Genomic DNA, 20,783 nt, shown 5'->3' with positions numbered 1-20,783 from the left:
TAATGGTTCGGATTCAAGTGGATGCAAATAGAAAAGCGAATCGCAGCTGCGATTCGCTTTTTTCATGTTTCGTCCAATGCCTCGATGCAGATTCGAATGCCCCTTAATAGATCGTCATGAGACCAGCTTGGAATCCGCCCATGCTGAATCGCCAATTCGTGCGACGCTGGAATATGGATAAATCCTGATGGCATATCCGGCTTATGTGTTTTAGCATAGTGCAATCCTTCGTACATTACGTTATTGCATAGATATGCACCCGCCGTATTGGAAATAGTTGCAGGCAAGCCATTTGCAAGCAGGCTATCAACCATTTTTCGGATAGGCAGTGTCGACAAATATGCCGGTTCCCCTTCTTCCCGGATCGGTTCATCCACAGGTTTGTTGCCTTCATTGTCCACCGCACCATCTTTAAAATTGATGGCAATCCGTTCCGGGGTAATCTTATAACGCCCTGCTGCAAGGCCAAGCGAAATCACGGCATCCGGATTTTCTTCATCAATAAACTTGAGCAATGCGGCTCCGGAAGAATTGAAATCCACTTGCATGATCTTCCCTACAATCTGATAACCGCCAACTTTGGTTCTATCCAATGCTTCCACAATTTTCATCGTTGGATTGACCGTGAAATCCAAAAACGGTTCGAATCCCGTCAATAATAGCTTTTTCACTTCTATCGCCTCCTACCCGTTATTATACGCATTTCTTCCCAGTTTCATACAAACTAAAATTCTGAAAACATAAACTTTTTATTTGGTCAGAAAAAAACTTCCCAAAATTTTTTCGTTGTGTTAAAATTCATTTTAATGAATAAACATACAAATAACAGGGGGAAACAATCATGATTATGAAAAAACCATTTATCGCTTTGTTCGCATCGTCTGCTTTATTGCTTGGTGCTTGTGGAAGTGACAGCTCGAGCGAAGGCGAATCAGGTTCTTCAGAGGAAAAAGAAGTACTGGAAATGGGCACATCAGCAGAGTTTGCACCTTTTGAATCACGCAATCCCGAAGGTGAAATTGTCGGTTTTGACATTGACCTTGCCAACCATATCGCAGACGAACTTGGCTATGAACTTGAAATCACGGATATGAAGTTCGATGGCTTGATCGGGGCTTTGCAAAATGATCGTGTGGATATGGTCATTGCGGGCATGTCCGCAACCGACTCACGTAAAGAAAATGTTGATTTCTCTACAGAGTACAATCACTCCGGCGAAATGTTCGTTACACCTAAAGGTTCAGAACTTACCAGCCTTGATTCACTGGAAGGAAAAGTTGTCGGCGTTCAGCTTGGTACCATCCAAGAAGAAGGTGCAAAAAGCATCATTGCGGATGAGGGCATTAATTTCGAATTGAAAGCTTTGGATGATTCCGGCGCATTGATTCAGGAAATCCTATCAGGCCGCATCGACGCTGCCTACATGGACAAACAAGTTGCACTCGGCTACATTGAAGCGCAGGACCTTGGGGCATTTGATGACCCGACAACGGCTTCACCAGGTATGGCTGTCGCTTTTCCTAAAGGCAGCGAACTTGTAGAAGATGTTAACGGTGTATTGGCTGCGATGGAAGAAAGCGGCGAATTGGACGAACTGAAAGAAAAATGGCTGACTGACGAAGAGTAAACTTTCCTTTAGAAAAGAGTTGTAAGTTATGAACCTGGATTTCTCACAAATAGTTCCCTATATCCCCTTCATGCTGGAAGGGATATGGGTCACCTTAAAATTCGTATTCTTCGCCATCATTCTTGGATCGATTCTTGGAACTTTGCTGGCCCTATTCAAAATTGGCAGCATCAAACCATTAAGATGGTTCGCTGATGCCTATACGTCGATATTCCGTGGAACACCGCTGATTTTGCAACTGATGATCATCTACTATTCGATTCCCCAGTTGACCGGCTATGACATTTCACCATTCCTGTCGGCCATCCTGGCTTTCGGACTGAATTCATCGGCTTATATCTCGGAAATTATCCGTGCCGGCATCCAGGCCGTCGATAAAGGACAAATGGAAGCAGCACAAGCTCTCGGTGTACCTTACCGCGCCATGATGAAAGACATTATTTTGCCCCAGGCCTTGAAAAACATCCTGCCGGCTTTAATGAATGAATTCATTACTTTAACAAAAGAATCCGCCATCGTCTCGACCATCGGCTATCTCGATCTCATGAGACGGGCTCAAGTGGTTGGCGCCGACTTGTTCCGTAACTTCGAACCGCTCCTATTCGTCGGCCTCATCTACTGGTGTCTCGTAATGGGCTTGACGATGATCGGCAGAGTTTTCGAACGGAGGCTGAAACAAAGTGATTAACGTCCAAAACCTGTATAAAAAGTTTGGCACCAATGAAGTACTGAGCGATATTTCCACATCTGTGACAAAAGGTGAAGTGGTATCCATCATCGGTCCTTCTGGTTCGGGCAAGTCAACATTCCTGCGCTGCTTGAACTTGCTGGAAGTCCCGACTTCCGGCACGATCGAAATCAACGGCAAGAATTTGACGGCATCTAAAAAAACGATCCATAAAATCCGCCAGCAAATCGGTATGGTGTTTCAGCATTTTCATTTATTCCCGCATTTGACGGTACTTGAAAATCTGACCTATGCGCCAATGAAAGCAAAAGGCATCAAAAAAGCCGAAGCGGAAATGAAAGCCCGTCTCCTGCTGGAGCGTGTCGGCTTGTCTGAAAAAGAAAAAGCTTACCCAAACAGCTTGTCAGGCGGCCAGAAGCAGCGAGTTGCAATTGCACGCGCCTTGGCCATGGAACCTGAGCTGATGCTGTTTGATGAACCGACTTCAGCGCTGGACCCTGAAATGGTCAAAGAAGTATTGGACGTTATGAAAGACTTGGCGAAATCCGGCATGACAATGGTCGTTGTGACGCATGAAATGGGCTTTGCCCGTGAAGTTGCGGATCGCGTTCTGTTCCTGGACCACGGTGTCTTGGTCGAAGAAGGCCAGCCAGTCGAATTTTTCAGCCATCCAAAAACCGAACGTGCCAAAGATTTCTTGGATAAAGTGTTGTAACAGGCGTCTCTAGGATGCCTGTTTTTTTGATGTTTTTCACTTTCTATGTTTGTTCATTTGATGCTCAAATATGGACAGGCTGCTCACCACCTGACCATGTTATAATCAGTTTTGGCAAACATGCAGAAAACAGAGGTGAAAATGTGTTTAGAAAAATCGTTATTTTAGTGGGAGTCGTATTTTTCATGTCGCTGATCGTTTTTACAGCCGTCATGTTTTTAAAAAATGAAGTTGAGCTTTATTCGGAAAATAACGTTTCTTTATCTGTCGATAAACCGACTTTTATTACGCTTAGCGAACCCGAAGTCAGTGAGAGCGGCACAGACCTTAAGCAGGTATACAATATGACGTTTCTTGGACTGGACGTCGGTACATATACATTGGTTGACCGCTCGCTGCAAAACGGTACATCACTCATTTTTGAAGAAATCAACAACACCGGCTGGATTCCCTATACATTTTCATTGAATGTCAATGGCTTGGAAGATGCTGAATTTAAATCCTGGAATCCCGAGCCGACAGTCAGGCTCGATGAAGCGCTTTATGGCCCAGATCCCACCACCAATCCTTATGGGGTGTTTACAAAAGACAATAGCGAAATTCTTGTAGGCAACGTCTATGTATCCCGCACCCTGCAGCTTGGCAATGGTGAATGGGTACGGGAGCTGCGCCATGAGATTGCCGAATTTACCACCGAAGAAGGCGTACTGTCGAAAAACCTGTGGCTGCCTCCCAAACATTCCAGCCAGACGTGGCTGATGGCTGCCCAAGAGCCATTATTCGAAACCGAAGAAGCGGAAGATGAATGGATTTCCTTTTCACTTGAAAACCGTTTGTCCCAATTAAACTGGCTGACTCCAGCAGGTCCGTACGTCAAACTCGAATTGACAGATGACCCGCGAACAGAACTTGCGTATGGTTATATTGAAAAACGTACGGCAGACTTAACTTCCCTGGAATGGAATGAAAGTTCGCCTTCCTTATTTTTCGAATCCATGATTTTAAACGCCCAAACTAATCAGCAATAAGAACACAACAAACGATAGAGCCTTTGCTCTGTCGTTTTTATACAAGAGTTCCCTTTAAAATAGTCTATGGGATTCTAAGTTACTTCCCTTTCTATTTGACAGAATAGTCTGTATACTATAAGTGAGAAAGGACTCCGCCTTTATTGCCATACGGCTGCTGAATATAGTACAAGGAGGTTGGTCATAATGGAACGCAAAGTACTCGATCCACGAGATGCTGAACTTCGTTTAGACGATGATTTCAATGCGGTTCTGAATATGATTGGCGAAGGCGCACCTGATTATGCAGCCTATGAAGAAGACGAGATTCCAAAACAACGGCAGCGTGAAGAAGAAAAGGCGAAAGACCTTCACTGACGCCGAATAGTCGCCTCTCTGTAATGGAGAGGTGATTTTTTATGCCATAAAAAACCCCGTTCAGAGAACGGGGTTTTGTTTAGTCCATCATTTCAGCTACGTAGTCGTACGAACGCAAGCGATCTTCCTGGTGGAAGATCGGCGAATTGACGATGACTTCGTTGGCTCTCGTTTTTTGGATAAAGTTTTTCAGCTTTTGTTTGACGACGTCTGGTGTCCCGACAATCATCGATTCAGAATCCAGCTTGTCACGGAAAATCGCAATTTCACGATCTGTCCAAACCTCTTCCAAGTTGTCAATCGGCGCCTGGAATGTCGTCGGTTCCCCTCGCATCAACGAGAACATCTGCTGCTGCGAAGAAGTCGCAAGCCATTCGGCACGTTCCTGTGTCTCCGCAGCGATAATATTAACACCGAGCATGGCGTAAGGCGAAGCCAAGGCCGGTGATGGCTTGAAATTCTGGTGATACAACTGCAGTGCCTGCATCATGTAATCCGGCGCAAAATGGCTGGCGAATGAAAACGGAAGCCCTTTAAGCGCCGCAAGCTGGGCACTGAAGCCGCTTGATCCGAGCAGCCAAAGTGGAATCTTCAAATTGGTTCCGGGATAAGCACGAACACGCCCAACCGGATTTTCCGAAAAGTAATTTTCCAGCTCCGCCACCTGTTGCGGAAAATCATCTCCGCTGCTCTGCAAAGTCCGGCGCAAAGCATAAGCGGTTGCCTGATCGCTACCCGGTGCACGGCCTAGCCCTAAATCGATGCGGCCTGGATAAATTGTTTCCAATGTCCCGAACTGCTCGGCAATGACAAGCGGTGCATGGTTTGGCAACATAATTCCGCCGGAGCCCACACGAATAGACTCAGTCGCTCCTGCAATATGGCCAATAAGAACCGATGTTGCCGAGCTGCCGATGCCTGGCATATTGTGATGTTCAGCCAGCCAGTAGCGATTAAATCCTAATTTTTCAACATGCTGCGCCAACTCTACACTATTTTTAAATGCCTGAGCCGTTTCTGCACCTTCGTTGATCGGTGCCAAATCAAGCACACCCAACGGTATATTTTCGAATTTCTTAATCTCCATATCTATTTCCACTCCTATCCATTCCATTGTAGCGATGTTTCCTAAAAACGTCTTATTTTTTGCTCATGAAAGAAAAGTGAAAGTGCCTGTTCAGCTCTGACAGGTGTAAGACGCTCTGGCGAAGCGGCGTGTTTCAGCCGCACAGCCAGAGTGGCTTACATCCCGAAGAGCTAGGCACTTGCAACTGGACATCGGAGTGGCTTATGACCCTAGGACCTGGGCGCTGGAGTCTAGACAATGAAGAAAAGCGCAAGCAGCCCAACAGCTGAAGCTAACCTAAGAACACGACTTCCTGTCGCAACGGTTAGCTGACCCGCATCCTGCGGGCCTCCGACAAGCGCTGGAAGCCTTACCCGTAATGGCGGGCTGTGCCATTGCGGGTAAGGCTGAAGCGACTCGAGGGGCTGGCTGCTGGAGTCTGGACAATAAGAAAAGCGGAGGCAACCGGGTAGCTCTGACAGGCATAAGACAGACCGGCGAAGCGGCACTCTTTGCCGCATAGTCGGGTTGGCTTATGACCCGAAGAGCTGGCTGCCGGAGTCTGGACAATAAAGAAAAGCGCAAGCGCCCATATAGGTCCTCGTCCGCTTTTCTTCCCATAAAAAACCCGAAGCGATGCGCTACGGGTTTCAACCATATTTATATAAGAAGCTTGCGTGAAGCCAGGACTGTTTGCAAAGAAGAGACAAAATGCAAATCGTGGCCCTTTTTCAAATGATGAAGCTGCAGTGCATGCTGGGGTTTGATTCCTGTGACAATCCCATGAATCCCCATAACTTTGAAGGTTTCCATCAACGATTTCAAGTAATCTGCGCCTCCCTGCTCTAACTGCTCCATCGCGGTCAGGTCCATTATGACAGTTTCAGCACCTGTTTCATAAACTTGTTTAAGGATATGAAAACGAATCACTTCGATCTTCCGGGGATCCAAATCACCAAACAACGGAATCAATACATGCTTTTTGCCCAGGTCAATGCAAGGGGCTGATAATTGCCGTACTTGCTGCAGCAGTTCTTCGGTCCGCTCCTTTTCAAGAAGCAGATCGTAGTTAGTTTCCTGAAGACGTGTCCGGAGACTCAGCAACTGTCCCGTTATTTCGAGGAGGCGATTGCCCTTTGGCACCACTACTATGTTCAGGCAAAAATCACTTTCCCTTTTGCTGTAAACGTCTCCCAGGAACAACTCCTTGGACACTGAGATGAAATTCAATTCCAATGGTTCAGAGGGCCGATCGCTCGAAAGAAATTTACGTGCCTTTTCCCTGCTTCCTTCATCAAGAACTTCCAGAAAAGACGAGCAATCGCCAACCAATTTCTTCGCTTCTTCGGAGTATTCAACGATTGCCAGTTTGCTATTCAATTTAAAAGCTGGCAGCGGCCATTCATCCAATTGAGATGCTGAAGTCATTGTCAGATTCCTTTCCAGTTTGGATCCAGCTTTTCAGCTGATCCAATTCTTTTACGATGACGATACTTTCTGTTTCAGAAGCTGGCCAATTCGCCATGGAAACCGCACGCCCTCCTAAAATAACGGTCGGCTTAAAATCAAGAGACGTAAAAGTCTCCGCGTATTTTTTTAGAATGGGAAGTCGGTAAGCAAGCGCTGCTGATAGGGCGATAACATCCGGCTTCCAGCGTTTTGCAGAATCGATGGCGGCATCGAGCGGCAAATTCGGTCCTAAATATTGAACTTCCCAGCCATTTTCCTTAAATAAAGAAGCCACCATCTTCAATCCGATATAGTGATCTTCTCCTTCAGGGCCAAGGACCATCACTTTCTTTTTGTGGATATTTTGTAACGGTCGGCGCACTTCCGTCACAGATACCACAAAATCGCATATGGCAGTGGCCAAGTGCTCATCTGCCACTGTAATAATATTCTTTTCCCATAATTCCCCGATCCAATACATCGCAGGAGTCAATACCAATTGGTAAAGCTCATCTTTTGTATGCTTTTCCAAGTATTTCTGAACTAAATGCAAAGCCTGATCTTCATTGCCTGCCAAAAATAAATCGGCCAGTTCTTGTGATTTACTATTCATATAACCCTCCCTAACCTTATGAAGGGCTTAACACCGCAATTGCACTTGTTAAACAACGCAGCATAAAGGCTTCTTCATCTTTACCTATATTCCCCGGAAGAACCTTTTGTAAGCGTTCAAAATTATCAATAATCAATGCTGTTTCGACGTTGCGGCTGGTCAAGACGGTTTCCAGCCAGATAGCGTAGTCGACAAATACCTTTGCATCATTTAGGGAATACGCAGTCTCCAAATGATCCAAGTGGTGGTGATTGTCTTTTTCGGTATGTTCAAAGCCGCGCACTCCAAAGCGCTCCCAAAGAGTCGGGTACGCAGCGTATATGCTTTTGGCTGTTTCAGAGGCGATTTTATTTTTGATTTCCAGCTTCATTCTGCCACCACTTCATACTGCCTGACAGTTGGAATAATTTTAGCCAATTCCTGGTCCGGGTAGTTTTTTTCAAGGTCGTGAATTTCCTTGAACTCCTGGCTTTTCACCCAAGCCATATAAGCGGCTTTTGTGTGCCATTCCATATGAACCGTCAGTTCGTTTTTCTTCTTGGTATTTTGGATAAGCCTGAATAGATGGAAGCCATCCGCCAGATCTACACGGCGTGAACGGTTTTGATAGATCCCGATAACTTCTTCGGTTTTTTCAGGCGGAACAACCACCGTCGAGGTGACAATATACATTCGTTTTCCCCTTTGCATACAAATTTCATTCAATTATCATACCATTTTGATAAACGAATTAAAAGAATCCCCGTGCTTAGCATAGAGTCGGCCGAGGCGGCTTTTAACAGGAATTGTTTTCTTCAACTTGTATACTTATTATCTTTTTATTTCAACTATTTGGTTTTCATCCTTGCATTCCCACTTCAAATGATTTAAGATTAGAAACATCGAAACAGAACGACTTATAATTTAATAAGATATTTCTTATCTAGAGAGACGGAGGGACTTGGCCCTGTGAAGTCTCAGCAACCAGTCTGACGAAGACTACGGTGCTAATTCCAATAGGCTTTGCCTACCAGATGAGAAGAATGCGTTTCCAGACAGGGGCTTTCTTCTTTTGAAGAAGAGCCCCTGTTTTTTTATTGTTGAGAGGATGAGTGGAATGACAAAACACAGCTTGGAAACTTTATTGGTTCAAATAGGCAATCGCAGCGACGCTGCAACAGGAGCGGTGAACCCGCCCATATACTTATCAACGGCTTTTGAACATCAAGGGCTTGGCCAATCAACCGGCTATGATTATACACGAACAAAAAATCCGACACGTTCAGTCCTTGAAGAAGGATTTGCGGAACTCGAAGGCGCAGATGCCGGATTTGCCTGCAGTTCTGGAATGGCAGCTATCCAACTGGTTTTGTCTCTTTTCCGTCCCGGCGATGAAATATTAGTGCCAGAGGATATTTATGGCGGAACCTACCGTCTGCTGGATCATTTCGCAGCTGCTTACAATATCCATCCAAAATATGCTGAATTTAAAGATGTATCAGATACCGAAAAAAAAATTACGATAAATACCCGGGCGCTCTTTATTGAAACGCCGACTAATCCGCTCATGCAGGAAATCGATCTTGTTGCTTATGCCGCATTAGCGAAAAAGCATAATCTACTATTGATTGTTGACAATACCTTCCTTACGCCTTTCTTCCAGCAGCCTATCGAACTGGGAGCAGATATTGTCATCCACAGTGCTACAAAATATATCGGCGGACACAATGATGTCCTTGCCGGCCTCGTTGCTGCAAAAGGAGAAAGCATCTGTGAAAGGCTGTCGATGTTCCATAACGCAGTTGGTGCAGTTCTCTCGCCTTTCGATTCCTGGTTATTGATCCGCGGATTAAAGACGCTTCCGTTGCGCATGCGGCAGCATGAGGCAAATGCAAAAGAAATTGCAGCATTTCTTGCCCAGCAATCAGTCATTTCCGATGTACTGTATCCAGGAAAAGGCGGCATGCTGTCATTCCGGTTGCAGGAAGAAGAATGGGTCGGGCCATTCCTCGAGAATATCAAGCTGATCACCTTTGCCGAAAGCTTAGGAGGCGTTGAGAGCTTTATCACTTACCCGGCTACCCAAACCCATGCAGATATTCCATTTGAAGAACGTACTAAACGAGGTGTTTGCAACCGGCTATTGCGTTTCTCGGTCGGCGTCGAACTCGCTGAAGATTTAATTGCTGACTTGACACAGGCATTTTCGAAATTGAAAAAGGAGGTTGTTGAATATGACTGATCGTATTGAAACCAAGTTTATCCACTCTACCGGAGTTGACCCGCAAACTGGGGCCGTTAACGTACCAATCTATTTATCTTCCACATTTCATCAGAAAAGCCTTGATTCGTTTGGGCCTTTTGATTACAGCCGTTCTGGAAATCCGACGCGTCTGGCATTGGAAGAAACCATTGCCAACCTCGAAGGCGGCAAACGCGGATTTGCTTTTTCTTCGGGAATGGCCGCCATTTCTTCCGCTTTCATGCTGCTGTCTTCAGGCGACCACGTCCTCGTCTCAGAGGATGTCTACGGCGGAACATATCGTTTCATAACAGAGGTATTGGATAAATTCAATATTGAGTACACCTTTGTCAATATGACCGATCTGAACGAAATGGCCAACGCGATTCAGCCAAACACGAAAGTGGTTTATTTGGAAACACCATCCAATCCGGTCATGAACATTACTGACATTGAAATCGCTGCAAAATTGGCGAAAGCCAATGGCTGTCTGACATTTGTCGACAACACATTCATGACGCCGCTTTACCAAAATCCACTGGCGCTTGGTGCAGACATCGTTCTCCACAGTGCAACAAAATTCCTGTCAGGGCACAGCGATGTCATCGCTGGACTTGCCGTAACTAAAGATGAAGAACTTGGAAACCGCTTAGGCTTTATTCAAAATACCTTTGGTTCGGTTTTAGGCGCACAGGATTCTTACTTGCTGATTCAAGGCATCAAGACTTTGGGTGCCCGTTTGGGACAGTCGTCCGAATCTGCCCGTACAATTGCTGAGTATCTGCATAACCACCCATTAATCGAAGAAGTCTACTACCCAGGGTTTTCATTTCATCCGGGCAACCCCATTCACGAACGCCAAGCGAGAAGCGCGGGCGCCGTCCTGTCCTTCCGTTTAGCTGATAAAAAGTCGGCCCGTGTTTTTGTGGATCATTTGAGAATTCCGGTATTTGCTGTCAGCCTTGGCGCTGTTGAGTCGATCCTATCTTACCCGGCAACGATGTCCCACGGCTCTATGCCTGTCGAAGAACGTGAAAAACGCGGAATCACCGATGGCTTGCTGCGTTACTCTGTAGGCCTTGAACACCCGGATGACTTGGTGCAGGATCTTAGCCAGGCATTGGCGCAGGTTGCTCGCCGCAATGGATTGAGCATTGCCAACTGAATAAAAAATCCATAAAGAGAAAGAGGGAAGAATGACATGACAACGACTAAAACGATCACTGCCCCATTTAAGGCAGACCACGTAGGAAGCTTGTTGCGTCCGGCTTCCTTACATAAAGCAAGAACCGCATTTAAAGCAGGTGAGATTTCAGCAGAAGATTTGCGGAACATTGAGACAAAAGAAATCAAACACATCGTCGAAAAACAAATTGAAGTCGGCTTAAAGGCAGTCACCGACGGCGAGTTTAGGCGCTCCTGGTGGCATTTGGATTTCATGGAGCACATCAACGGCTTTGAAGGCTATGTGCCGGAATCGGGCTATCAGTTTGCCGGAGAGGAAACGGAGCGCTATGATGTCCGGAATATCGGCAAAATCTCATTTGATGACAGCCATCCGTTTATTCAAGACTTTCTTGAATTTAAAGAGATTGTTGGCGGGAGGGCCGTTCCAAAACTAACAATTCCAAGCCCCAACCAATTTTTCAATGCTGGAATCCGTGACACTGCGATTTATCCGGATATTGAAGAATACGCGCAGGCCATTATTCAGGTTTACCGCGATGCGCTGCGGGCTTTCTACAACGCTGGTGTCCGTTACCTGCAGATTGATGATGTCTACATCGCTGGCCTTTCTTCACCGGACATTCCCTTCAATGAAGGTGCGCACTCAAGAGACTATTTGATTGATTTGGCATTGCGCGTAACCAATGGTGTACTGGAAGGAAAACCGGATGATTTAACAGTAACTACGCACCTGTGCCGCGGCAATTACAAATCAAAATGGGCGTTTGAAGGCAGCTATGCCTTGATCGCCCCTACCCTTTTTGCAAAAGAAAAAGTTGACGGATTTTTCCTGGAGTATGATGATGACCGCTCAGGCTCTTTTAAACCCCTTCAGCACATCCCAGCTGGTGGCGCAAAAGTAGTGCTCGGTGTCTTCACATCAAAACATGGGGAACTGGAAGACAAGGAGTTAATCAAGAAACGCGTTGCAGAAGCCGCTGAATTTGTACCGCTTGAGCAATTGTGCATCAGCCCGCAATGCGGCTTTGCTTCAACACACCATGGCAATGAACTGACAGAACAGCAGCAATGGGACAAATTGAAATACATTGTTGAAGTTTCTGAAGAGATTTTTGGATAAGGAATTATGAAAAAGCCTTTTTGCTAAATTGGCAAAAAGGCTTTTTTCTATTTTCCCCACATGTTATACATATATTGGCGTTTATCACATCAATATAAAAAAATTCAATGAACAACACCTGATGAGTTTCTCCTATTAAGTTACTGTAAAACTTAACATAGCTGCAGATAAAGAAAAATCGTATTAAACAGCCTAGCTCCTTGCTATCCTTAAAAGAGTAAAAAACTAGATATTTTTAACTATCCCCTTCTTTGAACCTACACTAAAATATAGTTTTTTTAATATACTTCACCAAATCCGATTGACATTATCAGTTAGCCCCTTATAATTGAAAATGAGAATGATTTTCAATTGAATCATTAATAACACATCAAAGGGAGAGACATTCATGAACAAACTTATTTACCTCGTTTTGGCTTTTTTACTTCTTGTTTTAACAGCATGCGGAAGCAACGATACATCTGCCCCCGCCACAGAGGGAGCTTCTGAAGAAGCCGAGGAAAGCACAGAAGTTAACTTATATACTGCAAGACATTATGATGTAGATGATGAATTATACAAAAAATTTGAAGAAGAAACAGGCATTAAAGTCAACCTTATTAAAGGTGAAGCTGATGAGCTGCTTGAACGCATCAAACGTGAAGGCGATGGCACAGAAGCAGACTTGTTCTTGACTGCTGATGCTGGCCGTCTGTTCCGTGCAAAAGACGATGGCTTGCTGCAGGCAGTATCAAGTGACCTTCTAAACGAACAAATTCCGGAAAATTTCCGTGACACTGACCAAATGTGGTACGGTTTAACAAAACGTGCACGCGTCCTTGTTTACAACAAAGAAACGGTAACACCTGAAGAATTATCAACATACGAAGCGTTGACAGAAGATGAATGGAATGGCCGCGTGTTGATTCGTGGTTCCGAAAATGTCTACAATCAGTCGCTGCTTGCTTCATTCATTGAGTTAAACGGTGAAGAAGAGGCAAAAGAATGGGCAGCTGGACTCGTGAACAATTTCGCGCGCGATCCTGAAGGCGGAGACCGTGACCAAGCCAAGGCAATTGCAGCAGGGATTGGTGATGTTGCGATTATGAATAGTTATTATTTCGGACAAATGCTGAACTCTGAAGATCCTGCAGAAGTTGAAGTGGCAGAAAGCCTTGGCCTATTCTTCCCGAACCAGGAAACAGACGGAACTCACGTTAACGTTAGTGGAGCCGGTGTTGTCAAATCATCCCAAAATAAAGAAAATGCGATAAAATTATTGGAGTTCCTATCTGCTCCTGAAGCACAAGGAACATTTGCAGAAGCTAATTATGAATACCCAGTAAATGAAGAAGTAGAACCATCTGAACTGTTAAAATCATGGGGTGAGTTCAAAGAGCAGGATATTTCGTTATCGGCTCTTGGAGAAAACAATGCCAAATCAATTTTGATCTTTAACGAAGTAGGCTGGAAATAATCAATAGGCTCGACCCTTGCTGTATTTTGCAGCAAGGGGTTTCTTGTTATTGGAAAGGTGGACAAAGCGATGCAAAGAAGATTGGCAAACGTAAATATTTGGACGGTTACAGCTATGGCCATCATTGCTGCGTTATTTTTGCCGAATATGACGATCGTGACGGGGCTGTTTACTCCCTCTAATGAAAACTGGGAGCATATGAAAGAGTTCGTTCTGTGGTCGTTCATCAAAAACTCATTGATTCTCGTTGTTGCTACTGCCGGCGCAACGATATTCATTGGCCTGAGCCTGGCTTGGCTGATTGCCCAGTACCAGTTTCCTTTCCGGCGATTTTTCAAATGGGCACTAATCCTCCCTCTTTCCATACCACCTTTTATCGGAGCTTATACGTACCACGGGATTTTCAATTATACGGGTGTGATACAGACCACACTTCGTGACCGTTTCGGCATGGAGCTGAATCCTTCTCACTTCGATATAATGAATTTGCCTGGTGCAATTTTTATTTACACAGTTTTTCTCTATCCTTATGTCTACACCATCACACAAGTTTTCCTGTCGCAGCAGTCTGCTTCCTTGATAGAAAGTACACGCCTTCTTGGAAAAGGCCCATGGCGTACGTTTTTCCAAGTGGTTGTACCGATATCCCGTATTTCCATTATTGCTGGCGCCAGTTTGGTCATTCTAGAAGTATTGAATGATTATGGAGTTGTGAAATACTACGGTATCCAGACGTTTACAACGGGTATTTTTCAAACTTGGTTTGGTCTGGGAGATATTGAAACCTCCATTAAGTTGGCAGCTTCACTCATGGGCTTTGTGATTGTTATTCTGCTGATTGAAAAAGTTTTGCGAGGCAGACGCCAGTATAGCTATTCTTCCACCAAGGTTCGCCCGTTGCCATTGATCCAATTAACTGGTTGGAAAGCAGTTGCTGCCGCGGGTTATTGTTTAAGCATATTGGCATTAGGATTTTTCATACCGATTGCCCAATTGATTGAATGGACGATTTTGACGTTTGGAACCATTCCATTAGATGAATTTATGTCCTATATGAGAAATTCAATTGTCGTAGCAGGCTTAAGTGCGACAGCCATAATTGTGTTTGCGTTAATTGTTGGCAATTTTGCGCGCCTGGTCCAAGGAAGGTTCGCTAAGTTGTTGCCAAAACTGACAGTTCTCGGTTATTCTATTCCTGGCGCCGTTATAGCGGTGGCAGTCGTAACTGCCTTTGTCGCATTGGATGAATTCTTGGCGCCGTTGTATCAGTTGGCTGGCATGAACACTACGCTGGTTCTCAGTGTCAGCATCATCCTACTCATCACCGCTTACATCATTCGCTTTTTCGCCATTGGCTACAGTTCTATTGAAACCGGTTATGACAAGATCGGCACTGATTTTCAGGATGCATCTCGCCTCCTTGGAGCTGGGCTGACAAGAACCTTTTTAAAAGTGGACATGCCCATGATGAAAGGTGCCATCATTAGTGGATTCATTCTTGTTTTTATCGATGTGCTGAAAGAAATTCCGTTGACTTTGATTTTGAGGCCTTTTAATTTTGATACCCTCTCTACAAAAGCTTTTCAATACGCAAGTGATGAAAAAATTATGGAAGCTTCCCAAGCTTCTTTATTGATAGTAGGCATCAGTGCCCTGGCCATTGTGATCTTTTATAAGTTTCTCGAGAAGGAGATGGACTGACATGTTTGTATCAATCGAAAATCTTAGTTTTTCTTATGCCAATACGAAAGCAACTGCACTCGATAGTTTTTCATTGCAGATTAAAAAAGGCGAGGTCATTTCGATTCTAGGGCGGAGCGGCAGCGGCAAAAGCACTGTTTTGCGCCTATTGGCTGGACTTGAAAAACCTTCTGTCGGCAAGGTTTCTATCCAAGATGAAGTCCTTGTGGATGACCAGACTTTTGTACAGCCTGAAAAGCGCGGCATCGGTATGGTCTTTCAAGATTACGCACTTTTTCCGCATTTAACGGTTGCCGATAATATTTTATTTGGACTTTTCCGCATGAAACGGTCCGCAAAACAAACTCGCCTTCAGGAAGTCTTGGAGCTGGTGGAATTGCAGGGTTATGAAAAGCGCTACCCACATCAATTGAGCGGTGGACAGCAGCAGCGTGTAGCGATTGCCAGAGCGCTTGCCCCCAATCCTCACCTCTTGCTGCTTGACGAGCCATTTAGTAATTTGGATGCAGAACTGCAGGAAAAAATACGCAAAGAATTGCGAGATATTTTGAAAAAAGCAAACATCACCTCCATTTTTGTTACCCACGATGAGAAAGATGCCCATATCCTGGCAGACCGCATCGTCAAAATTAAAAATGGACAGACTGAGTTTATCGGTCGCCCGTGTGACCTGATTGATGTCTACCGGCAGGAAAAGCAGAGTTTGCCGGCTGTCTCAGAAGAAAAAGAACTAATATATACGTAAAAATAGCCGGCATCCGCTTTGGAACAAGCGATGTGCTGGCTATTTTTTATTGCCTCTTACATTTTATTCGAGTGTTGGGCATTGGCAGTCGTTTAACCTGTTTTATGGTCGTTTAATAGAATTTCAGGCGCTCAAATGAATTTGTCGCCGTTTAGCACGATGTTTGGTCGCTCAATGAAATTTACGATTGTTCAGAAAAAACGTAAGAAACCCATCCGCCAAAATAAAATCGGATGGGTTTCTTCTATTATAATGTGCGGTTGTCTCCAACTGCTGACAAGCTGGCTGTTTTTTGCTGTATATCATCTTTTTCGATTGTTTTGCGCGCGACCCCGGTCTCAATTGCCGCTTTGGCAACCGCTGCTGCAACCGCTGAAGCGACGCGCAAGTCAAATGGTTTTGGTATGACGTACTCTTCATGCAGTTCATCGGTCTCCAACAAGCCTGCAATTGCTTCGACAGCAGCAATCTTCATCGCATCGTTGATGTCTGTAGCCAATACATCCAAAGCGCCTCTAAAGAGCCCTGGAAAAGCTAACACATTATTTACTTGATTCGGAAAATCAGAACGTCCTGTGCCGACCACCCTTGCCCCAGCCTGTTTGGCCAAATGCGGCAGGATTTCAGGATTCGGATTGGCCATGGCAAAGATGATGGCATCGCTGTTCATGGTTCGAACCATTTCTTCCGTCAACGCACCTTCAGCCGAAACGCCGATAAAGACGTCTGCACCCACAATGACATCAGCCAATAGACCTTCTTTGCGTTCATAATTGCTCATTTCAGCCACTTCTTCTTTATATGGATTCATGCCGTTTTGGCGTCCTTTGAAAATGGCCCCTTTTGTGTCGCACATGATCAGATGCCCAAAGCCGAATTTGCTTAGCAGCTTGACGATTGCAATCCCTGCAGCTCCAGCACCATTCACCACAATTTTCGTCTCCTGTACGTCCTTGCCAACCAATTTCAGCGCGTTAATCAAGCCTGCCAAGGTGACAATGGCCGTACCATGCTGATCATCATGAAACACCGGAATTCCCATTTCCTTTTTCAAACGCTCTTCCACTACGAAACAAGTAGGGGCTGAAATATCTTCAAGGTTAACGCCTCCAAAACCGGGTTCAAGCAATTTCACCGTTTGGATGATGGTTTCTGCATCTGTTGTATCCAAACAGATTGGAAATGCGTCAACTCCTGCAAATTCCTTAAACAATATGGCCTTTCCTTCCATGACCGGCAATGCAGCTAGTGGTCCAATATTGCCTAGTCCCAAGACAGCTGTGCCATCCGTCACTACGGCAACCATATTGCTTTTCATTGTATAGTCATGAACTTTTGCTGGATCGGCAGCGATTTCCCTGCATGGCTCAGCAACTCCTGGAGAATAGGCAAGGCTCAAGTCCCTTTCGTTTTCAACTGCTACTTTCGACCGAATTTCCAATTTCCCTTGATGCGTTCTATGCAACTGCAGCGAATCGTTTTTCAGCTTAGACATTTGCCTCATCTCCCTTTGTTTATAATTGTTCATTATAAAGGGTATTCGATGAATTGAAAGAGTTTTCGCTTAATTCTGTCATTTTTCAGACTTTAGGCGGATAAAGCGGGAAACTTCAAACGATAAATCGCCTTATGCTCCAGCTGTGAAATTTTAGAAAAAAAAAAGAACTGCAGTTGCTCCAGTTCTCTTTTCACCCCAATTAAATCGCTGTCCAGCCGCCATCGACTTTGATGGTTTCGCCGGTCACAAAATTCGCCAGATTGGATGCCAAATACAGCACTGCTCCAGAAATATCTTCCGGCTGTGACAAGCCGTCCAACAAAATTCTGCTGTCGACATCCTCTTTAAATTCCTGGTCTTCAAACATCCTGGCAGTCAGCTCGGTTTCGATGAAAGTCGGCGCCACTGCATTAACGCGTATCCCCTGCTTTGCCCACTCCACAGCCAAAGCCTTGGTCATTTGCACCAGGCCGCCTTTGCTTGAGCAATAGGCGGCACGCTTTACATAACCGACAAACGCCATCTGAGAAGCGATGTTAATAATGCGCCCACTGTTTTGTTGGAGCATATACTTGGCTGCCGCCTGACTCGCAAAAAATGCTGACTTCAGATTCAGATCGAGTACTGTGTCCCAATCCTCTTCCGTCACTTCCATTGCGGGTTTGGCAATATTGACACCAGCATTGTTTACCAGCACATCAATCGTGCCAAACTCGGAAGCCGCTTTGTCAATCAGCTTCCGGACTTCTGCGATATCGCTCAAATCTCCTGAAACCGCAATACACTTTGGATTGTGCATCTGCAACTCCAAAAGCGCGGCATCAAGAGCTGTTTTATCTCTTCCTGAAATCACCACATTAGCTTTCAGTTTTGCAAAAGTCAGTGCGATGTCTTTGCCGATGCCTTTGCTCCCGCCTGTAACCACAACGGTCTTGTTCGCCAGTTCAGAAAAATAGCCGTTCATTGCCTTTCACCCGCCTTTAAATCATTTTTCAGGAAGTGGATCAAGGTCTGTTCCCGCTCTTCATTCAACTTTGCTGAAATTTCCGGCTCCCACGAATAAAACCCTTCGCCGGTTTTATCCCCCAGCTTGTTTTCCGCTGCGAGTTTGGACAGGGTTTCGCCTGAGCGTTGATCTGTCGCCAAATCTTCAAATAAATAGTTTGAGATGGCCGAAAAAACATCGAGCCCTCCCATATCCGCAGTCATGAGCGGCCCAGTCACCGGCAACCTGCGTCCGATGCTGTAAGTCACTGCTGCATCAATATCTTCCTTTGACGCAGCTCCCGCATCCAGCAGCGCTTGAGCTTCCCGGAATAGCGCATACTGCAGGCGATTTCCGATAAAGCCTGGAATTTCTTTGTTGAGCAAAATTGGCTTCTTATTCATGGCTTTCAGAACATCCATTGCCCGTCCCACTGTTTCGTCATCTGTCTGTTCGCCTTTGACCACTTCCACTAAGGGAATAAGATGACCCGGATTCCAGAAATGCGTCACCACAAAACGGTTGGGAAGCCTCATATCTGCCGCCAATAAACTCGGCTTAAACCCAGAAGTATTGCTGGCAATAACGACGTCGTCAGCCACCAGCTTTTCTAATTTAGTGTATAAATCTTTTTTCAACTCCAGAACTTCCGGCACTACCTCGATAATGAAAGTCGAACTCGAAATTGCTTCTTCGAGGGAAGTCGTCAACCGGATGCGTTTCTTGATTTCTATAGCTTGTTCGGCAGTAAACAACTCATTGTCTGCCATAACTTTAAGTTTGTTGTTCAAGCCTCTGTCCGCGTTTTCAAGATCCTGCTCATTGATGCCATAGACAGTTACCGGTTGTTCGGACCACGCTGCGGACAACGCAATGGAATGTCCCATCGTTCCTGCTCCAAGAATTGAAATTTTCTCCATCATCTGCACCTCTCCATCTTTTGACTGCATAACGCAAATTGCCCAACAAACACTGTAGCTTAAAGTTTGTTGGGCAACTTATTTCATCTTATAATCCAAGTGAGAATAATACAACTGCCAATGCAGCACCAATCAGAGGAACGACAACGGTCAATGCACCAAATGCCGGATAGGCATCTTTATGTGTTTCACCTGCAATCGAACGAATCGTCGTTACCACATATCCGCCCTGCGGCAATGAATCAAGCGAACCCGAAGAAATCGCAACCGTTCTATGCAAAGCTTCCGGATCGACGCCCATGTCCAAATAATGCGGTGCAAGCAGCGGCAAAGCGATGGCCTGTCCACCGGATGAAGAACCGGTCAAGCCGGCAATAACGGCGACTGCCAGTGCCCCGCCAATCAACGGACTGCCCGGAATACCGGTCATAACGTCGACGGCTGCTTCAAAAGAAGGCGTCACTCGGACAACTCCGCCAAAACCGACAACTGCGGCCGTATTGGCGATTGCAATCACGGCTCCTAATGCACCTTCACTGAAAGCATGTCCAATATCGCGGAAATATTTTCGATTGATCACATAAGTTGCAAGAATTCCGCCGCTTAACGCGATGATCAATGCAGAAGTTCCAAGCGAATCATGGAAAACAAACGAAATGGCCAAGACCACAACTAATGGGATCATGCTAAGCAATGGATTTGGCAATTCTTGGCGTTCTTCTGCCGAAGGATCTGTTTTGCGGGCTGTAAACCGCTCTCCTTTTGCCATAGCTTTGGAGATCATCTTCTTCAGCCACCAATAGCCGAAGACCATCATGAACAAAGCCACGATAATACTGACTTCCCATCCAGCGTAAGGAGTAGTTCCCAAAAACTCGATTGGAATCCAGTTTTGGATCTCCGGTGAACCGGCAGAAGTCATAGTGAAAGTAGTGGATCCAAAAGCAAGTGCTGCCGGTATGAAACGGCGCGGCAAGTCGGCTTGTCTGAATAGGCTGAGCGCCATCGGATAAACTGAGAAGGCCACAACGAATAAGCTGACGCCGCCGTAAGTCAAGACCGCACAAGCCATGACAACAGCCAGAGCAGCCCGCTTCATGCCGATTTTGCCGACGATCCATTTCGATACACTGTCAGCTGCTCCACTGTCTTCCATCACTTTACCAAAAATCGCACCGGCCAGGAACATCAAATACCAAGAGGCGATAAACCCTGTAAAACCGGTCATGTAATTTGTTAAAAAGTTGGCTGCGCCTTCCTCAGCAAGCTGAGGAAACATAGGCAACCCATTCATTAATGCCACAAACAAAGCTGTCAATGGTGCTGCAATGAGCAAGTTCATCCCGCGCATCGTTAAATAAATCAATAAAAGCAATCCACCAAACATCCCAATCATGCCCAGCATT

21 protein-coding genes and 1 riboswitch are annotated in these 20,783 nt (G+C 45.4%); of the genes, 11 read left to right on the top strand and 10 right to left on the bottom strand.

The genetic code is table 11. The features are described 5' to 3' along the window. Positions 1-62: 62 nt before the first annotated feature. Positions 63-671 (bottom strand): pyroglutamyl-peptidase I, encoded by a 609-nt coding sequence (locus QOZ98_RS08845; RefSeq protein ID WP_308787118.1) that lies wholly within the window; start codon positions 669-671, stop codon positions 63-65. A gap of 170 nt (positions 672-841) precedes the next feature. Between QOZ98_RS08845 and QOZ98_RS08840 the strand changes: the two genes are divergently transcribed. From QOZ98_RS08840 to QOZ98_RS08820, 5 genes are all read left to right on the top strand, one after another. Then, positions 842-1,627: an ABC transporter substrate-binding protein gene (locus QOZ98_RS08840; RefSeq protein WP_308787117.1), complete on the top strand. Its 786-nt coding sequence runs from the start codon at positions 842-844 to the stop codon at positions 1,625-1,627. Positions 1,628-1,655: 28 nt separating this feature from the next. Then, positions 1,656-2,315: an amino acid ABC transporter permease gene (locus QOZ98_RS08835; protein ID WP_142826033.1), complete on the top strand. Its 660-nt coding sequence runs from the start codon at positions 1,656-1,658 to the stop codon at positions 2,313-2,315. Then, positions 2,308-3,030 carry an amino acid ABC transporter ATP-binding protein gene (locus tag QOZ98_RS08830; RefSeq protein ID WP_308787116.1) on the top strand — a complete coding sequence of 241 codons (723 nt, stop codon included), beginning with the start codon at positions 2,308-2,310 and terminating at the stop codon, positions 3,028-3,030. Before QOZ98_RS08835 ends, QOZ98_RS08830 begins: the two co-directional genes overlap by 8 nt. A 143-nt stretch (positions 3,031-3,173) precedes the next feature. After that, positions 3,174-4,058, top strand: a complete 885-nt coding sequence (locus tag QOZ98_RS08825; RefSeq protein ID WP_308787115.1) for a hypothetical protein — start codon at positions 3,174-3,176, stop codon at positions 4,056-4,058. A 186-nt stretch (positions 4,059-4,244) separates the two neighbouring features. Continuing rightward, positions 4,245-4,415: a hypothetical protein gene (locus QOZ98_RS08820; RefSeq protein ID WP_308787114.1), complete on the top strand. Its 171-nt coding sequence runs from the start codon at positions 4,245-4,247 to the stop codon at positions 4,413-4,415. A gap of 79 nt (positions 4,416-4,494) precedes the next feature. On the opposite strand, the gene QOZ98_RS08815 is transcribed toward QOZ98_RS08820, so the two are convergent. From QOZ98_RS08815 to QOZ98_RS08795, 5 genes are all read right to left on the bottom strand, one after another. Further along, on the bottom strand, positions 4,495-5,502 hold the full coding sequence (locus QOZ98_RS08815; RefSeq protein ID WP_308787113.1) for an LLM class flavin-dependent oxidoreductase: 1,008 nt from the start codon (positions 5,500-5,502) through the stop codon (positions 4,495-4,497). A gap of 639 nt (positions 5,503-6,141) precedes the next feature. Continuing rightward, on the bottom strand, positions 6,142-6,909 hold the full coding sequence (locus tag QOZ98_RS08810) for an STAS domain-containing protein (protein WP_308787112.1): 768 nt from the start codon (positions 6,907-6,909) through the stop codon (positions 6,142-6,144). After that, a complete protein-coding gene (locus tag QOZ98_RS08805; RefSeq protein WP_308787111.1) occupies positions 6,884-7,543 on the bottom strand; it encodes a cobalamin B12-binding domain-containing protein in 660 nt (219 codons plus the stop codon). Before QOZ98_RS08805 ends, QOZ98_RS08810 begins: the two co-directional genes overlap by 26 nt. A gap of 16 nt (positions 7,544-7,559) precedes the next feature. Next, entirely contained in the window at positions 7,560-7,913 is a 354-nt protein-coding gene (locus tag QOZ98_RS08800) for a hypothetical protein (RefSeq protein ID WP_308787110.1), read from the bottom strand. Then, entirely contained in the window at positions 7,910-8,215 is a 306-nt protein-coding gene (locus QOZ98_RS08795) for an antibiotic biosynthesis monooxygenase family protein (protein WP_308787109.1), read from the bottom strand. Before QOZ98_RS08795 ends, QOZ98_RS08800 begins: the two co-directional genes overlap by 4 nt. Before the next feature lie 243 nt (positions 8,216-8,458). Then, a riboswitch (SAM riboswitch) is annotated at positions 8,459-8,563 on the top strand. Positions 8,564-8,639: 76 nt separating this feature from the next. On the opposite strand from QOZ98_RS08795, the gene QOZ98_RS08790 reads away from it, so the two are divergent. The 6 genes from QOZ98_RS08790 (at position 8,640) to QOZ98_RS08765 (ending at position 15,974) form a co-directional block, all read left to right on the top strand. After that, entirely contained in the window at positions 8,640-9,764 is a 1,125-nt protein-coding gene (locus QOZ98_RS08790; protein WP_308787108.1) for a methionine biosynthesis PLP-dependent protein, read from the top strand. Beyond that, on the top strand, positions 9,757-10,929 hold the full coding sequence (gene metC / locus QOZ98_RS08785) for a cystathionine beta-lyase (RefSeq protein WP_308787107.1): 1,173 nt from the start codon (positions 9,757-9,759) through the stop codon (positions 10,927-10,929). The genes QOZ98_RS08790 and metC overlap by 8 nt, the downstream gene beginning before the upstream one ends. 36 nt (positions 10,930-10,965) lie before the next feature. Further along, positions 10,966-12,072, top strand: a complete 1,107-nt coding sequence (locus tag QOZ98_RS08780) for a 5-methyltetrahydropteroyltriglutamate--homocysteine S-methyltransferase (protein WP_308787106.1) — start codon at positions 10,966-10,968, stop codon at positions 12,070-12,072. Positions 12,073-12,460: 388 nt separating this feature from the next. Beyond that, positions 12,461-13,528, top strand: a complete 1,068-nt coding sequence (locus QOZ98_RS08775) for a Fe(3+) ABC transporter substrate-binding protein (RefSeq protein WP_308787105.1) — start codon at positions 12,461-12,463, stop codon at positions 13,526-13,528. A gap of 69 nt (positions 13,529-13,597) precedes the next feature. Further along, positions 13,598-15,229, top strand: a complete 1,632-nt coding sequence (locus QOZ98_RS08770; RefSeq protein ID WP_308787104.1) for an ABC transporter permease — start codon at positions 13,598-13,600, stop codon at positions 15,227-15,229. Position 15,230: 1 nt separating this feature from the next. Next, positions 15,231-15,974, top strand: coding sequence for an ABC transporter ATP-binding protein (locus QOZ98_RS08765; protein WP_308787103.1), 744 nt, complete (start codon positions 15,231-15,233; stop codon positions 15,972-15,974). 247 nt (positions 15,975-16,221) lie between these two features. Here QOZ98_RS08765 and QOZ98_RS08760 read toward each other — a convergent pair whose 3' ends face one another. From QOZ98_RS08760 to QOZ98_RS08745, 4 genes are all read right to left on the bottom strand, one after another. Further along, a complete protein-coding gene (locus tag QOZ98_RS08760; protein ID WP_308787102.1) occupies positions 16,222-17,469 on the bottom strand; it encodes an NAD(P)-dependent malic enzyme in 1,248 nt (415 codons plus the stop codon). Between the two features lie 202 nt (positions 17,470-17,671). Next, positions 17,672-18,436, bottom strand: a complete 765-nt coding sequence (locus QOZ98_RS08755) for an SDR family NAD(P)-dependent oxidoreductase (protein ID WP_308787101.1) — start codon at positions 18,434-18,436, stop codon at positions 17,672-17,674. Next, the gene (locus QOZ98_RS08750; RefSeq protein WP_308787100.1) at positions 18,433-19,380 is read right to left on the bottom strand and encodes a 3-hydroxyacyl-CoA dehydrogenase family protein; all 948 of its coding nucleotides are present in this window, start codon (positions 19,378-19,380) and stop codon (positions 18,433-18,435) included. Before QOZ98_RS08750 ends, QOZ98_RS08755 begins: the two co-directional genes overlap by 4 nt. 85 nt (positions 19,381-19,465) lie before the next feature. Continuing rightward, a complete protein-coding gene (locus QOZ98_RS08745; RefSeq protein WP_308787099.1) occupies positions 19,466-20,782 on the bottom strand; it encodes a GntP family permease in 1,317 nt (438 codons plus the stop codon). Between the last annotated feature and the right edge of the window lies 1 nt (position 20,783).

It is taken from the genome of Planomicrobium stackebrandtii (assembly GCF_030814955.1).
Lineage (GTDB): Bacteria > Bacillota > Bacilli > Bacillales_A > Planococcaceae > Planococcus > Planococcus stackebrandtii.
Note: the sequence above shows the minus strand (reverse complement) of the source record. Positions and strands in the feature narration are given on the sequence as shown.

Excerpts from the sequence above, each read along its gene's own strand:
- QOZ98_RS08840 (WP_308787117.1), top strand. The coding sequence starts at position 842 with ATGATTATGAAAAAACCATTTATCGCTTTGTTCGCATCGTCTGCTTTA.
- QOZ98_RS08835 (WP_142826033.1), top strand. The coding sequence starts at position 1,656 with ATGAACCTGGATTTCTCACAAATAGTTCCCTATATCCCCTTCATGCTG.
- QOZ98_RS08820 (WP_308787114.1), top strand. The coding sequence starts at position 4,245 with ATGGAACGCAAAGTACTCGATCCACGAGATGCTGAACTTCGTTTAGAC.
- QOZ98_RS08815 (WP_308787113.1), bottom strand. The coding sequence starts at position 5,502 with ATGGAGATTAAGAAATTCGAAAATATACCGTTGGGTGTGCTTGATTTG.
- QOZ98_RS08810 (WP_308787112.1), bottom strand. The coding sequence starts at position 6,909 with ATGACTTCAGCATCTCAATTGGATGAATGGCCGCTGCCAGCTTTTAAA.
- QOZ98_RS08805 (WP_308787111.1), bottom strand. The coding sequence starts at position 7,543 with ATGAATAGTAAATCACAAGAACTGGCCGATTTATTTTTGGCAGGCAAT.
- QOZ98_RS08800 (WP_308787110.1), bottom strand. The coding sequence starts at position 7,913 with ATGAAGCTGGAAATCAAAAATAAAATCGCCTCTGAAACAGCCAAAAGC.
- QOZ98_RS08795 (WP_308787109.1), bottom strand. The coding sequence starts at position 8,215 with ATGTATATTGTCACCTCGACGGTGGTTGTTCCGCCTGAAAAAACCGAA.
- QOZ98_RS08790 (WP_308787108.1), top strand. The coding sequence starts at position 8,640 with ATGACAAAACACAGCTTGGAAACTTTATTGGTTCAAATAGGCAATCGC.
- metC (WP_308787107.1), top strand. The coding sequence starts at position 9,757 with ATGACTGATCGTATTGAAACCAAGTTTATCCACTCTACCGGAGTTGAC.
- QOZ98_RS08780 (WP_308787106.1), top strand. The coding sequence starts at position 10,966 with ATGACAACGACTAAAACGATCACTGCCCCATTTAAGGCAGACCACGTA.
- QOZ98_RS08775 (WP_308787105.1), top strand. The coding sequence starts at position 12,461 with ATGAACAAACTTATTTACCTCGTTTTGGCTTTTTTACTTCTTGTTTTA.
- QOZ98_RS08770 (WP_308787104.1), top strand. The coding sequence starts at position 13,598 with ATGCAAAGAAGATTGGCAAACGTAAATATTTGGACGGTTACAGCTATG.
- QOZ98_RS08765 (WP_308787103.1), top strand. The coding sequence starts at position 15,231 with ATGTTTGTATCAATCGAAAATCTTAGTTTTTCTTATGCCAATACGAAA.
- QOZ98_RS08760 (WP_308787102.1), bottom strand. The coding sequence starts at position 17,469 with ATGTCTAAGCTGAAAAACGATTCGCTGCAGTTGCATAGAACGCATCAA.
- QOZ98_RS08755 (WP_308787101.1), bottom strand. The coding sequence starts at position 18,436 with ATGAACGGCTATTTTTCTGAACTGGCGAACAAGACCGTTGTGGTTACA.
- QOZ98_RS08750 (WP_308787100.1), bottom strand. The coding sequence starts at position 19,380 with ATGATGGAGAAAATTTCAATTCTTGGAGCAGGAACGATGGGACATTCC.
- QOZ98_RS08745 (WP_308787099.1), bottom strand. The coding sequence starts at position 20,782 with ATGCTGGGCATGATTGGGATGTTTGGTGGATTGCTTTTATTGATTTAT.